The 14,480-nt window shown below is 45.9% G+C and carries 16 protein-coding genes; 8 read left to right on the plus strand and 8 right to left on the minus strand.

Annotated features, from left to right (window positions below; genetic code table 11):
* Positions 1-130: 130 nt before the first annotated feature.
* The 4 genes from A8140_RS12270 (at position 131) to A8140_RS12285 (ending at position 3,866) form a co-directional block, all read left to right on the plus strand.
* Positions 131-1,288, plus strand: a complete 1,158-nt coding sequence (locus A8140_RS12270; protein ID WP_032999946.1) for a methyltransferase — start codon at positions 131-133, stop codon at positions 1,286-1,288.
* Between the two features lie 39 nt (positions 1,289-1,327).
* Entirely contained in the window at positions 1,328-1,897 is a 570-nt protein-coding gene (locus A8140_RS12275; protein WP_005529405.1) for a YajG family lipoprotein, read from the plus strand.
* Entirely contained in the window at positions 1,897-2,442 is a 546-nt protein-coding gene (locus A8140_RS12280; protein ID WP_005529407.1) for a peptidylprolyl isomerase, read from the plus strand. Before A8140_RS12275 ends, A8140_RS12280 begins: the two co-directional genes overlap by 1 nt.
* 71 nt (positions 2,443-2,513) lie before the next feature.
* A complete protein-coding gene (locus tag A8140_RS12285; protein WP_005529409.1) occupies positions 2,514-3,866 on the plus strand; it encodes an AmpG family muropeptide MFS transporter in 1,353 nt (450 codons plus the stop codon).
* A gap of 78 nt (positions 3,867-3,944) precedes the next feature.
* Here the strand turns inward: A8140_RS12285 and A8140_RS12290 are convergent, their stop codons facing one another.
* Genes A8140_RS12290 through A8140_RS12305 form a run of 4 tightly spaced genes read right to left on the minus strand, consistent with a single transcriptional unit; the run spans position 3,945 to position 7,183 of the window.
* A complete protein-coding gene (locus tag A8140_RS12290) occupies positions 3,945-4,604 on the minus strand; it encodes a ChrR family anti-sigma-E factor (protein WP_005529411.1) in 660 nt (219 codons plus the stop codon).
* Positions 4,601-5,185, minus strand: a complete 585-nt coding sequence (locus A8140_RS12295) for an RNA polymerase sigma factor (RefSeq protein WP_005529413.1) — start codon at positions 5,183-5,185, stop codon at positions 4,601-4,603. The genes A8140_RS12290 and A8140_RS12295 overlap by 4 nt, the downstream gene beginning before the upstream one ends.
* Before the next feature lie 46 nt (positions 5,186-5,231).
* Complete coding sequence (locus A8140_RS12300; RefSeq protein ID WP_005529415.1) at positions 5,232-6,590, minus strand: DUF4397 domain-containing protein; 1,359 nt, start codon at positions 6,588-6,590, stop codon at positions 5,232-5,234.
* Complete coding sequence (locus A8140_RS12305) at positions 6,587-7,183, minus strand: LON peptidase substrate-binding domain-containing protein (protein WP_005529417.1); 597 nt, start codon at positions 7,181-7,183, stop codon at positions 6,587-6,589. Before A8140_RS12305 ends, A8140_RS12300 begins: the two co-directional genes overlap by 4 nt.
* 323 nt (positions 7,184-7,506) lie before the next feature.
* On the opposite strand from A8140_RS12305, the gene A8140_RS12315 reads away from it, so the two are divergent.
* The 4 genes from A8140_RS12315 to csdA all read left to right on the plus strand — a co-directional run bounded on the left by A8140_RS12315 (position 7,507) and on the right by csdA (position 11,121).
* Positions 7,507-8,316 carry a nucleoside-specific channel-forming Tsx family protein gene (locus tag A8140_RS12315; protein WP_005529420.1) on the plus strand — a complete coding sequence of 270 codons (810 nt, stop codon included), beginning with the start codon at positions 7,507-7,509 and terminating at the stop codon, positions 8,314-8,316.
* A 107-nt stretch (positions 8,317-8,423) separates the two neighbouring features.
* On the plus strand, positions 8,424-9,314 hold the full coding sequence (gene panE, locus A8140_RS12320; RefSeq protein ID WP_005529422.1) for a 2-dehydropantoate 2-reductase: 891 nt from the start codon (positions 8,424-8,426) through the stop codon (positions 9,312-9,314).
* Entirely contained in the window at positions 9,311-9,910 is a 600-nt protein-coding gene (locus tag A8140_RS12325) for a DJ-1 family glyoxalase III (protein ID WP_005436618.1), read from the plus strand. Before panE ends, A8140_RS12325 begins: the two co-directional genes overlap by 4 nt.
* Positions 9,910-11,121 (plus strand): cysteine desulfurase CsdA, encoded by a 1,212-nt coding sequence (gene csdA, locus A8140_RS12330; RefSeq protein WP_005529424.1) that lies wholly within the window; start codon positions 9,910-9,912, stop codon positions 11,119-11,121. Before A8140_RS12325 ends, csdA begins: the two co-directional genes overlap by 1 nt.
* Before the next feature lie 101 nt (positions 11,122-11,222).
* On the opposite strand, the gene csdE is transcribed toward csdA, so the two are convergent.
* From csdE to A8140_RS12355, 4 genes are all read right to left on the minus strand, one after another.
* Positions 11,223-11,651: a cysteine desulfurase sulfur acceptor subunit CsdE gene (gene csdE / locus A8140_RS12335; RefSeq protein WP_005529427.1), complete on the minus strand. Its 429-nt coding sequence runs from the start codon at positions 11,649-11,651 to the stop codon at positions 11,223-11,225.
* A gap of 21 nt (positions 11,652-11,672) precedes the next feature.
* On the minus strand, positions 11,673-12,482 hold the full coding sequence (tcdA, locus tag A8140_RS12340; protein WP_005427322.1) for a tRNA cyclic N6-threonylcarbamoyladenosine(37) synthase TcdA: 810 nt from the start codon (positions 12,480-12,482) through the stop codon (positions 11,673-11,675).
* A gap of 102 nt (positions 12,483-12,584) precedes the next feature.
* Complete coding sequence (mltA, locus tag A8140_RS12345) at positions 12,585-13,697, minus strand: murein transglycosylase A (RefSeq protein WP_005529430.1); 1,113 nt, start codon at positions 13,695-13,697, stop codon at positions 12,585-12,587.
* Positions 13,698-13,962: 265 nt separating this feature from the next.
* Complete coding sequence (locus A8140_RS12355) at positions 13,963-14,418, minus strand: DUF2850 domain-containing protein (protein WP_005529435.1); 456 nt, start codon at positions 14,416-14,418, stop codon at positions 13,963-13,965.
* Positions 14,419-14,480: the final 62 nt, after the last annotated feature.

Consider the following 14,480-nt stretch of genomic DNA (forward strand, 5'->3'; position numbering starts at 1 on the left):
TCCCTCTTTCACAATCCACACAGTTCGCTAAAAGCCTGTGAAAATCAGTAAATTTGACAGCTTTTTGTATCTTGAGCCTTCATCATTTGCGACAATAATCACTAATTTCCAAATCGACTTACGTTTAGTTATGAAAACCGAATTAGACCTTCACGATCGTAGCCTCACGCTGCATCGTTTCCCAAAGCGCTCCAACGAAACTCTTCAAGCATGGGATGCGGGTGATGAGTACCTTATCAATCACGTAGAAGAAATGGCGTTGCCAGATAATCAAAATATCGTAGTTGTTAATGATAACTTCGGTGCGTTGGCATGCTGGTTTTCAGACAAGCACAATGTGACGTTGATGGGTGACTCTTTCATCTCACACAAGGGTGCGCAACAAAACCTTGCAGACAACCAATGCAATCAAGTGTCTTTTCTCTCTACGATGGATGACATTCCAGAGAATACAGACTTAGTTTTGATGCAACTGCCAAAAAGTAACCGCCATCTAGTTTGGTTACTCAGTCAACTGCGTAAAACGTTGCCAGCATCCTGCCCTATTGTTGCGGTCAACAAAGCGAAAGAGATCCATACGTCGACACTCAAACTGTTTGAGAATTACTTAGGCGAGACTAAAACCTCTCTAGCGTGGAAAAAGCATCGTTTAGTATTCTCAACTGCCAATGCTCAACCAGTCATAGATGTCGACCCAATGACGATTTGGGGCATTGAAGGTGAGAGTATTCGACTGAAAAACCTGCCAAATGTATACTCAGGCGAAAGCTTGGATCTCGGCGCACGTTTTATGCTGCAACACCTTCCTCAAGATCCAACGTTGAAACACGTCATCGACCTTGGCTGTGGTAATGGTGTGCTGTCAGTAAAAATGGGGCAATTAAATCCTCAAGCTCGTTTAACCAGCGTGGATGAAAGCTTTATGGCTATCGAGTCAGCAAAACAAAACTTGCTCGATAACCTAGGCGACGCCCGCGATATTCAATGCATTGCGAACAACTGCTTAGATGGTTTCACCCCAGACTGTGCAGACATGGTGATGTGCAACCCACCGTTCCATCAGCAGCAAGCGATCACTGACCACATTGCGTGGCAAATGTTCTGCGATGCGAAACAAATACTGAACCAAGGCGGTAAATTATTGGTCATAGGTAACCGTCACCTTGGTTACTATGCGAAGCTGAAACGTCTGTTTGGCGACAAAAATGTGAAATTAGTCGCTTCTAACAATAAGTTCGTGATTTTACAGGCAACGAAAAATCCTGCTAAATTAGGCGCCAAGCAATAAAGTCCTGACTTTAGCAATATGTTTAAAAGGAATAATAAGATGAAAAAACTGGTACTCGCGGCTTCGGTTGCCTTGCTTGCTGCATGTTCGGCGCCACAACAACCTCAACTGAACCTGATGCCTGAGACGACGCTAAGCACGAACCCAATCGCACAAGGCAAGAGCTACAGTCTAACCAGTAAAGACGTACGTGCGGCTCAGTATGTTGCTCTAGTCGATAACGGTCGTTCAAATATTTTGCCTCTTCATGCGAAACAAAACCTACGTATTTCTCTTGAAGAAGCATTAGAGAAGCAATTCTCTTCTCAAGGTTTCCATTCAGATCTGAACAGCGATAACTCGATTGAGCTTGAAGTGGAAGAAGCGTTGGTAAACGTAAAGCACTCTGTAATGGAAAACGAGATGGATGCGAAAGTCGTTCTAGAAATTACCGCAGAAACTCCGCAAGGCAAGCTTGTTAAGACCTATACTGGTACTGCTAAACGTTCAGGCACACTAAGCGCTTCAGACTCTGACATTGAACAAACATTGAATGATGTCGTGGCTCTAACTCTAAAAGAGATCGCGAATGACCCTGAACTTCGCCAATACATGCAGGAGCGATTCTAATGCTACGTAAAGCTATTCTTTCTCTCGCACTTCTGAGCTGCAGCGTTTTTGCTGGTCCTAAAGTGGCGTTTGAAACTACGTTAGGTAACTTCACCGTAGAGTTAAATGAAGAAAAAGCACCCGTTACGGTCGCGAACTTCCTTAAATATGTGGAAGATGGTAGCTACGAAGGTACGATTTTTCATCGCGTGATTCCTGGCTTTATGGCGCAAGGTGGTGGCTTTAACCAAGACATGCAAATGGTTAAGACCTACGCACCAATCAAAAACGAAGGGAATAACGGTTTGAACAATGACCGTGCCACTATTGCAATGGCGCGCACCAATGCTCCTGATTCGGCAACACGTCAGTTCTTCGTAAACTTGGTCGACAATGACTTCTTAAACTTCGGTTCTCGCCCACCGGGTTATGCAGTATTTGGTGAAGTCACCGAAGGCTTCGATGTCATTCAAAAAATGGCGACTCAGCCAACCAAATCCATCGGTCGCATGCGCGATGTCCCAGAGACACAAATCGTCATCACCAAAGCAACACTACTCAAGTAGCCAAAATCATAAGCCCTTTGAATATTCGAAGGGCTTTCTCTTTTAGTGGCTCTATTTTAACGGATTGATTTATGTCTTCATTACCTTCCATCACTTGGTTGGAAACGGTAAAAAGTTACCTCGATAAACGCTTACTTTGGGTTTTCATGCTTGGCTGCTCAAGTGGCTTCCCCTGGGTGCTTATTGGTTCAAACATGTCAGGCTGGCTAAAAGATGCTGGTTTGACGTTATCGGCAATCGGCTATTTTGGTAGCGTATTTGCTGTTTATGCGATCAACTTTTTATGGGCGCCATTGGTCGATCGCGTCAAACTACCTGTGTTGCACCGCTTACTTGGACAACGTCGTAGCTGGATTTTCCTATGCCAGAGTATCGTGCTTGTTGCTACTCTGTTTATTGCCGGTGTGAACCCCGCTGAAAACCTGATTTTCACATCACTTCTCGCATTGTGTATTGCCACTGCCTCAGCGACACAGGATATTGCGATTGATGCGTTCCGTATTGATACCTTTCCTAAGACGGAAGAATCGAAACTTCCGCAAGCTTCTGCTATGGCGGTGATTGGTTGGTGGACGGGTTATTCACTACCAGGCTATTTAGCGTTCATTAATGCCGATGGCATAGGCTGGAATGGTGTCTATTACGGCATGGCTTTTATCGTTGTGCTCTTGATGATTTTCACTCTTTTAGTGGGTGAACCAAAAACACAACGTGAACAACTGCAGTTGGAAGCAGAACAACGTCACAAAGAAGTAGTGGGCTCCAAACTGGTGGCTTGGTTTACCGTTACCGTTGTGGAACCTTTCTTGGATTTCTTCAATCGTAATGGCGTTCGTGTTGCCGTCACGCTTTTGTTATTTGTTTTCCTATTCAAAATTGGTGAGGCGTTCTTGGGACGCATGTCGATTGCCTTCTATAAGGAGATAGGTTTTAGCAATGAACAAATTGGCTACTACTCGAAACTGATTGGCTGGGGCGCAACCATGCTGTTCACCTTTGTTGGCAGCATATTTAACGTTAAGTTTGGGATTGTACGTGGCTTGATGATTGGCGGTATCGCCATGGCGGCAAGTAACTTGATGTTTGCTTGGATTGCGAAAGTCGGCCCGAATGAGCATCTGTTCTTAGCGACGATCATTGTCGATAACTTCACAACCGCTTTCTCGACCGTCGCTTTTGTTTCGTTCTTGACTATCCTGACTGGACAAGCATTCTCTGCAACTCAGTACGCTTTGTTAGCCTCGCTGGGCAACTTTGGAAGGACTACCCTAGCTTCGTTCAGTGGCGAATTAGTTGATTATCTGAATGACTGGACGACTTTCTTTGTGATTACTGCGGTAATGGTCGTCCCGAGTTTGATCATGCTTTATTCATTGCGACATTACTTCACTGAGTTGCTAGAAAAAGCGAGACAGAGAAACTAAGAAGAGAAATGAAAAACAAAAACCACCGCGATGCGGTGGTTTTCTGTTTCTGATTCTGATTCTGATTCTGGATGCTCGTTAAGGATACATACCTTTGCCAAACATATTGAAGATTCTCGCCACACCTTGTGTGAAGATCATTGGCTCTGTCAATACAGTTAGGCATAAGCAATCTTCGCCAGGCTTGGTGAATGGGCTATGTTTTGCAGATGCATCTCGTACAAGTACATCTCCAACTTCGTAATGCCCGTCCTCATCACTGAAGCCACCTTGTAAAACTAGCGTTGATTCCTGACCTTTGTGCGTGTGCTGCGGAATTCTCACGTCTTCGCTTATATACATAAGGTTGACGCGCGCTTCTTCCCCTAGATCAATCTGTGCACTGTAGACTTTGCCCCCATAGCTCTTCCATTCGCCCACCAAGTCTGAGAAACGGCTCAGTGTTTTCGGTAGTTTGAAATCTTTGTCTGCGACCATAACTTTGGCGACATCTCTAACAATGATGCTGTCAGACGTTGGTTCTGAAGTGATAATGTCGTTGAGCATGCTATCAAACTCAGCGTCATAAATAGACGGTATATCGTTCACCAAACTGGCCTGAGCCGCCTCTAGTTGATTGACATAAGATCGGCATTTGGGGCAAGTTTCTAGGTGAGTGGCAACCACCAGACCAGAAACTGCATCAATACTTCCGGAAGCATATGCCTCTAACAATGTTTTGTCTGGATGTTTGTTCATAATTGCTCCGTGTGCATCGAATGCCTTAGCTTTTCTACCGCTAGCCTCAAGCGAGACTTCACGGTGCCCAAAGGTATGTCGAACAACTCTGCGACCTGTTGGTGTGGAAGTTCTTGGAGGTACACCGCTTGGAGTACTTCTCTTTGGTTTTTCGGCAGTATGTCTAAAAATTTGACTACCTGTTCTTTGAGCATGTCTTGCTCAGGTGAATAATGGTCAACCAAATCAGGTGGGTAGTAGTCTGACGGCCAAATGTCATCAGAATGAATGTGTAAATCCTTACCTTTCTGTTTCCTTAAAAGGTCGAAGCAAAGGTTACGGATGATGGTATAGATCCATGTCGACAGGGCACTTTTTGTGCCATCATATAAATGAGCTTTTTGCCAAACAGTCGCCATGGTTTCTTGCACCATTTCCATTGCAACTTGCTCATTACCAACATGTTTGTAGGCGAACTGCTTAAGCTTTGGTGCATAAAAACGAAATACGAAGGCAAAAGCGTCTTTGTCTCGCGCTTTCACTTTGTCCATATAATCGTTCCATTCGCTTCGCCCGAGCTTTTGTGGGCTTTCACTCATCATAATCAGCCTTAATAATCGGGAGGAGTTTTCCCCTCCCCCTTTCGTCCTAGTCGGTGATGTCACCAACAATAAGATTGAAGCCACCGTTATTGCCATCATCGATGGCGACTACTTGATATACGACGCCGTTCATTACCGTTACAGGCGCAGAATCAATTGCTACTGTATTTGGGTCTCCCGCCACTGTCACAGTGACAAAATAAGAACCTTCGGCAACGTAAACACCTTGCACACTATCTTTATACGCGAAGTTTGCTATTGCTGGATCACTTCCGTCAATTCCTGCGCTAGTTGTGAGATAGATGTCAACCATTTCAGCCACTGGATTCGCTGCTGCGTGCGTGACATTTAACGTTGCGCTGGTTGCGACTGCACGACGCATGTCTTCGACTACCAGCGGTTCAATTGCGATTGCAGGTGCGACAACGCCAACAGCATAGATGCTGTAATCCATACCACCTTTCACTTCTAAACCGTCAACGTCGATAATTGGATCCGTCGTTGTACCATCAACATACACATCAATATCGTATGCTTTTGGCGCAAGGTCCAAGTACCCACGAATTTGTTTGAATTCCAAATCCGAAAGCGGAGCAAACGCAGCACCGTCGACATGAACATCAACAACAGGTGCACCATCGACTAAATGACCAACGCGCACTTCTGCTTGGCTTCCCTTATCTTCAAGTATAGAAGAACCAGAACCATTCAATACCATTAACTTCACCGGAGAAGTACTGTTGGAATCCCCTGTCTTAATAGCGGCGATCGTCAAGTTAGCATTAGCTGGTAGAGGGATCGTGCCCGAATCAAACGCTACTGTGTCACCGACAGCTAGTCTCACTTGATAATCGCCTGCAGGAATGTTCAGCACATCCGTCGACGCTTTATAAGCTAGATTAGTAATCGGTGATGAGTCTGCCAACGCCACTCCAGGCTCAGTGACGTAAAGATCTACAGCTGGCACGCCAGAAGCAGCATGTACTACCTGAACATCTAAACTGTTTGCATCAGCCATGGAAGTCGCGCTTCGAGTCACGATAAGAGGCTCAACAGGGTTTGGTGCTCCAGAAGCGTCACCCACGACAAATGCGGTGTAATAAAGATCCGAGTCCAGATCGAGCGTTGTTTTGTCTACGACAGTCGCGACATCTCCACCGGGCAACTGCACATCAACTTGAACTGAGTTTGCCCCTTCAGGTAGCCTCACGTAACCAGAGCCAACGCCATAGTCGACGCCCGTCAAAGCAGCTTGCTCGTTAATCCATACATTTGCAAGAGGCGCATCAGAAGAAGCATGTACCGCTTGCAAATTAGAATACTTAATCGAATCACTGTCTGACCCGCACGCAGCAATCCCTAGCACAGCAACCAAAGTTACTGCGGTTTTTGTAAGTCCTTTCATATCCTAGTCTCTCTTTGAAGTGGGGCTTCTATAGCATCATTAAGAAAGTGCAATGCAGGTAGACAATCCTCTGCTCCAACCAACTGCTCAAACAGCTCACAATCTAGTGGAAGAAGTTCAAGCCATCTTTGAGCGACCCATGATGGATCGTCGTAAAAGCGGTGTTGGTAAAGCGTCCCTAATTGAGGAAATTGTTCGTACACATGAGCGAGTTGATGACTTAGATAGAGGAAGTCGGGATGAGACCTTGGCTCTTGCCAATTGTCTAACCACTCGACTTCAGCGTGGCGAAGGCCATCAGAATCAGCCCTCACCCTTTTGACAATAAAACGTCTCTCTCCCGCCACGGTAATACCAAGAAGCCCATCACTGAGTGTTTCAAAATCAACGATAGTGACCAAAGTACCGATAGACGACACATTCCCTACTGCTTTTGGATCGTCCCCACAGCCAACCAGACAAACCCCGAAACCGACGTTTCGGACACTGCACTCCTTGACCATGCGCTGATAGCGTGGCTCAAAAATGCGCAGATTCATCTTTCCTTCTGGCAGTACAACTGAGGTTAAAGGGAATAACATGACTTCATTCATTAAATCGTCCTCTTTGATTCCCAAACTCATACGAACGCTGTATTCGAGAGATCACTAACGATTTATGTTGGTTAATCGACTGGCTTAATAAGTCATAAAAACGATTACGCAAACGATCTGAGTCACATATCTATTGCAAACCAATGCAACAATAAAAAAGTTCCGTGAAATAAACTTATTTCGTGACGAGCTTCACTAAAAACCTTCATTTTTGCATCCTTTATCACTTTCATTTGGGATTTTTATCGCTATTATTCCCGCCAATTGGAAAGCGCAGCACAGATTGCGTGTTCTGAATCATTACAAACATAGAGAGTCCCCTTATGCGTAAATCACTTTTAGCTCTTAGCCTTCTAGCGGCTACTTCAGCGCCAGTTATGGCTGCTGACTACTCAGACGGCGATATCCACAAAAACGATTACAAATGGATGCAATTCAACCTAATGGGTGCATTCGACGAGCTTCCAAACGAGTCTTCACACGACTACCTAGAAATGGAGTTCGGCGGTCGCTCTGGTATCTTTGATCTTTACGGTTACGTGGATGTATTTAACCTGGCTTCTGACCCTGGCAGCGATAAAGTAGGCGACCCTAAAATCTTTATGAAGTTCGCACCTCGTATGTCTCTTGACGCGGTAACGGGCAAAGACCTATCTTTCGGTCCAGTTCAAGAACTATACGTTGCAACTCTAATGGAATGGGATGGTACCGATTACAAAACGAACCCAATCTCTGTAAACACCCAAAAGGTTGGTCTTGGCTCTGACGTAATGGTTCCATGGTTAGGCAAAATCGGTCTAAACCTATACGGCACTTACGATGGTAACAAAAAAGACTGGAACGGCTTCCAAATCTCGACCAACTGGTTCAAACCATTCTACTTCTTCGAGAACGGTTCATTCATTTCTTACCAAGGTTACATCGATTACCAATTTGGTATGAATGACGATAACAGTGCACTTAACACTACTAACGGTGGTGCTATGTTCAACGGTATCTACTGGCACTCAGATCGCTTCGCAGTTGGTTACGGTCTAAAAGGCTACAAAGACGTATATGGTCTTAAAGATGACGGTCTAGCTGGTAAAACAACTGGCTTCGGTCACTACGTTGCTGTAACTTACAAGTTCTAATAAAACCGATAAGTTCCCCAAAAATGGCGCCTCTTGGCGCCATTTTTATTTGCTTTCCTTTTTTCCCTCATTATCCTTGCAGCAAACCTTTTTAATGAGAGCGTTTGGTGAATATTCTCATCCTTGGCCCTGGGGCCGTCGGTTCACTCTGGGCGACTAAATTAAAACTTGCTGGGCACAATGTTTCCTTATGGGGAAGAAGCTCAAACAGCGAGCAGTTGCTACAACTTGATAATCACCCTGCTATAAACTTTGCCAATCAAAACACCCTTTCTGTGCAAAATGCAGATCTGATTGTTGTAACGGTAAAAGCGTGGCAAGTAGAGGGAGCTATTGTGCCTCTTCTTCCCTATATCAGTGAAGACACCATCGTGATGTTACTGCACAACGGTATGGGCACTGCACCGCTACTGGAAGCAAAACTGCCTGATAACCCATTAATCGTTGCCACAACAACACACGGTGCTTACAAACCAAGTAAAGAGCAGGTTCTTCACACTGGTCAGGGGAATACTCAACTGGGTAGTTTTAATGCTAAAGGTGCTCAATGTGACTTCTTAGCAGATGTGATGAACCACGCTTTGCCCGAGGTAAATTGGAACCCAAACATCAACGCTGCTTTGTGGACTAAACTCGCGATCAACTGTGCTATCAACCCACTGACCGCAATTCACCAATGTAAGAATGGTGAGCTTGCCGCTCCTGAGTTTGCCACTAAATTGGCGAACATCACTTATGAGTTAGTGGAAGTCATGAGTAAAGAAGAGGTCGAGGTAGATTTTGACTCTTTGCATGCCACTATCATGCAAGTGGTTAACGCTACAGCAGCCAACTACTCTTCTATGAGGCAAGATGTTTTTCACCAACGTTGTACCGAGATAGACTTTATTACTGGTTATCTACTGCAAGCCGCCGAAAAGCATCACATTAGCACGCCAGAGAATACCAAACTCTATCAACGCATCAAACAGATTGAACAAAGCTGGACAGAACAATGAATAAAAAGATCTTAGTACCTATCGCGCCGGGCACAGAAGAAATGGAAGCGGTAACCGTTATCGACTTGATGGTTCGTGCGGGCTATGACGTAACGGTCGCAAGCGCAGATTTCGATGGTGCACTGACTATGAAAGCATCTCGTGGCGTAACACTAACCGCGGATTGCAAGCTGGTTGATATTGCCGATGACGAGTTTGATGCGATTGTTCTATCTGGTGGCGTAGGTGGTGCAGAAACCTTCCGTGATAGCACAATCATGATTGAGATCCTGAAACAGCATATGTACGAAGGTAAGCTGGTGGCGGCAATTTGTGCTGCACCTGCTCTGGTTTTGCAACACCACAACCTTTACCCCGAAGCCTTGATGACATGCCATCCAAGCTTCCAATCTCATATTCCTGAAGACAAATGGCGAGCTAAACGCGTCACCATGGATGTGAATCACAACCTACTGACGAGTCAGGGGCCAGGAACCGCGCTTGAGTTCGCGATGGAAATCATTATCAAACTTTCTGGTAAAGAGCATGGATGGATGGTCGCAGAGCCTCTAGTTACCATCCCAACGCTGCACTATCACGAGTTCGGTGACGAATAATGTTTGACGTAAACGCTGTACGCGAACAGTTCCCCGCCCTAAATCAAGACGTCAACCAGTCACCTTTGGTCTACCTTGATAGCGCAGCAACAACGCAAAAACCGCAGTGCGTGATCGATGTGATTAGCCGTTACTACAGTGCACAAAATGCTAACGTGCACCGTGGCAGTCATAGCTTAACAGCCAACGCGACCAGCCAATTTGAAGCGGCTCGTGAAACCGTTGCGAAGTTCATTGGGGCAGGCAGCTCAAAAGAAATTATTTGGACGCGCGGCGCAACCGAAGCACTAAATCTCATCGCGCAAACTTATGCTCGAAACTCGCTCCAAGCGGGTGATGAAATTCTGATCAGTGAAATGGAACATCACGCAAACATCGTGCCTTGGCAAATTGTCGCGGAGCAAACGGGCGCGAAAATCGTTAAAGTTCCGATGACCTCCGATTGCCAATTCGACATCAATGCATTTGAAGCACTGTTGTCGGAGCGCTGTAAAATCGTAGCATGCGCACAAATCACCAATGTAACGGGCTCTCGTCAACCTATCGAGAAAATCATCGCCATGGCACATGCGGTAGGCGCTGTTGTTGTTGTCGATGGTGCACAAGGTATTGTTCATGAACCATTGAACTTGGCAGAGCTCGATGTCGACTTTTATGTCTTCTCTGGCCACAAGCTGTATGCACCCGCTGGGATTGGCGTTCTGTATGGCAAGCTTGAACTTTTAGAAGCGATGCCACCATGGCACGGCGGCGGCAAAATGGTTGAAAGAGTCTCGTTCGAGAAAACCACCTTCTCTGCCTTGCCGGGTAAGTTTGAAGCGGGTACACCGAACGTCGCCGGCGCAATTGCGCTAGCAAAAGCTATCGATTGGTACCAAGGCTTTAACCAAACCGAAGTAGAGGCACATCTGCATTCTCTGCAAGACAAAACTTACCAAGCACTGACTCATCTGGACGACATTCAAATCCTCGGTTATCAGCCGAACGCTTCAGTGCTTACTTTTGTGATGGATGGTGTTCACCATCAAGACATTGCCACCCTGCTTGATCAACAAGGCATCGCTGTTCGTGCAGGGCATCACTGTGCTCACCCTCTGATGGATGCGCTTAACGTCAAAGGCACGGTGCGTGTTTCTTTTGGTATATACAATACGTTAGAAGATGTTGAGAAGCTGATTGCTGCCGTCGAGAAAGCGGTCGATATGCTTTAACAATAAAAATACCACTATAGATTTATAGAAAAAGGGTTGAAACCGTTTGTCTTCAACCCTTTTCTTTATTCTGTTCTTTGCGCAGTGTTAACTAATCGCTATTACAGAGCCTGTGTTTTGATCTGCTCAACAATGGCTTTCAAACCATTGCCACGCGATGGGCTTAGGTGGGCAATTAAGCCCAGTTTTTCAAAGTAAGCATCAATATCAAACGCTTGGATTTGCTCTGCCGTTTTACCGTCGTAAGCCGCCATCACCAAGGCAATCAGACCACGAACGATGCGCGCGTCAGAATCAGCACAGAAGTGCCATACGCCTTCTTGCTCTTTGCTCACCAGCCACACTAGGCTCTCACAACCAGATACCGTAACTTGCTCTGATTTAAGCTCCTCAGGCATTTGAGGCAATTTTTTCCCCCATTGAATCACCTGACGGTAACGGTCTTCCCAACCTTTAAATTGCTGCATGGTTGCGGCGATGTCTTCACTGCTGATGTCGGTGCCAAACGGCGAAACAGGAAAATCAGTCATTGGTGCGCTCTCTTCTTTGAATTACTTCTTATGCTTTTGAATCAGCTTTTCAACGATGCGTGATACTGCAACAAAACCGAACGTTGCGGTTACAACCGTCGCCGCACCAAAACCACTCGCACAGTCCATACGTTTTGGACCTTCTGCTGTCGATTTCACGCCACATACTGAACCATCGGCTTGTGGGTACTTCAATTGCTCCGTAGAGAAAACACAATCGATACCAAACTTACGCGCTGGATTTTTCGGGAAGTTATGATGACGACGCAATGTATCTTTGATCTTCTTCGCCAGTGGATCTTGGATAGTCTTGGTCAGATCCGCCACCATGATTTGGGTTGGATCGATTTGACCACCAGCACCGCCTGTCGTGATCACTTTGATCTTGTTGCTACGACAGTAAGCCAGTAGAGACGCTTTTGCTTTTACGCTATCGATCGCATCCAACACGTAATCGAACTCTTTGCTCAAGTACTCGTGCTGGTTATCTGGCGTGATGAAATCGTCAATCAGATTCACCTTACACTCTGGGTTAATCAGCTTAACGCGCTCTGCCATCACTTCAATTTTGCTTTGACCAACCGTGCCAGTCATCGCGTGGATTTGACGGTTAATGTTAGTCACACACACGTCATCCATATCAATCAGCGTCAGCTCACCAATACCAGTTCGTGCCAGCGCCTCTACCGCCCAAGAACCTACGCCACCAATACCAATCACACACACGTGTGCAGCACGAAGAATTTCTACTTCGCTGTTGCCGTAGAGACGACGAGTGCCACCAAAACGTTGGTTGTAGCTGTCAGATGCCGGAGTATCGAGTTCACGCATATTGAAGTTCCAGATGATCGATAGAAAAACAAAGAGTGCGATTTATACGCACTCTTTGAGGAAATGTCTAGATGATGAGAGGCGATTCCTCTCGCTAGGCGCTTATTGTAACTTCTCTGGCGGCAAAGCCCAAGGTGCTTGCGTTGGCGTGTTTTCCAAGCCCAACTTCCATACACGACCAAAGTGCTTGTAGTGACCCGCTTCTGTACCCGCGCGTGGTCCCATACCATGGTATAGGTCGAGATGATTTTGTTTCACCGCTCCGCCAGTGTCTAACACAATAAGAAGACGAAGCTGGTGTGCTCCACTCCATGTACCATCTTTATTAAGTAGCGGCACTTCCGCCAAAATTGGCGTACCCATAGGTAGAATCGAACGATCGCCTGCTACCGATGCCATTGGCAGTAAAGGAATGCCCGCAGAGCCCGTTACTGGCGCGTCGGCTTGTGGCGCAAAGAAGACATAAGAAGGGTTCTGCTCTAACAACTCGCGAACCGTTGCTTCATCATTCTTCATTACCCAATCTTTGATAGCTTTAAGTGACATCTCTTCACGTGGCACTTCACCACGCTCAATTAGAATTCGGCCAATACTCACGTACGCTTTGTTGTTCTTGCCTGCGTAAGCGAAGTATTCCAACGTATCGTCATCTTCAAAATGAACAAAGCCGCTGCCCTGCACTTCCATCATAAACGGGTCAATCATATTAGGTGCATAGCCAAGCTCGAGACCTTGTCCCTCTAGCGCACCGTTATAGATCTCGGCACGTGTCGGACAGTTTGAGCTGCAAACCGGCTTGCCATACACTGGGTATTTAAACGTTTCGTTTGGTTCGTGACGCAATTCCATCACTGGTGAGAAGTAACCGGTGAACAACACGTTACCCTTCTTGTCACCGCCACCAAGCTGCGCGGCTTGAATGCCGTAAGCACTGAGCGCAGTCGTATCACCACTCTGCAATGCCCATTCGCTCAACTTCTCGTAAAGTGGCTGGTACATTTTTGCCATTGAAGGCGAATTAATCACAACCTGTTCTGCTTGTTTGTTGAACTCTGTGAAATCTTGTGGTTTGTTCGATTCAACAACATCGGCTTTATTCAAAATATGCGAAAACTCGCCATCGTAATCTTGCTTAGCAAGTAGGTTTTGTTCTGGCTCAGCCGCACAACCAAATAGCAGACTTAAAGAGACAATAGGAAGGAGTTTTTTAAACACGTGTTTTTTCCGTAAAAGAAGATAGCAAAAGGATGGCAAACAAATGCAAACGACGCAATTGAAAAGCTGCGACAAAGTGTATCAGCGCTAAGGCAAAGACTTGGTTTGCTGCCATTTTATCCATTTAAACTGGGTTGAGGATAATAACAGCAATGGAATCAAACGATTGTCCGGAAAATGTTTGTGAAAAGTCGCAAGAACATAAAGATGTGACAAAACGCGATTCCCTGCCACACGCAACGAATCACGCTTTGAGAAACGGAGGTTAGCGAACCGCTAAATTAGAATGACCTTCCAAACGAAACACGGGAAGGTAATGAGCATTTGAGTCCAGTTTTATCTCTGCGTAGTGCTGATCTGTAAACTCAAATGTGCGTACCGTAGAGCCCACTTTATATGACAACGTATCACCATCAAACTTAAAGTCCGTCGCAACAGTTGATCCGCGTACCGTCACTCCTCTCTCACTCAGAACAAACTCTTCTCGAGCATAGGGAGCAACATCTTGCTCGACCCATTTTCCATAGATGGTCGATTTAGGGGTCGGCGGATTTACATAGCGCGTAATCAAATCACCGTACATCATCAAAACGGCAAAAGTACCGATGAGCGCCGTCAGCGTAAGTGAACGTTCGACCCACTTTCGAAATGTCGATTTGGTTGAGGAATTTTGCTCGGTTTGAGCAGCGATCGCAGCATTCTTATTTACAACTGAAGACATGAGGCTCACGTGTTTGAACTAGACCCATGCATTGTACCCCCATCGGCCAAACACAACCAAGC

The sequence above is a fragment of the Vibrio campbellii CAIM 519 = NBRC 15631 = ATCC 25920 genome (genome assembly GCF_002163755.1).
Classification (GTDB): domain Bacteria; phylum Pseudomonadota; class Gammaproteobacteria; order Enterobacterales; family Vibrionaceae; genus Vibrio; species Vibrio campbellii.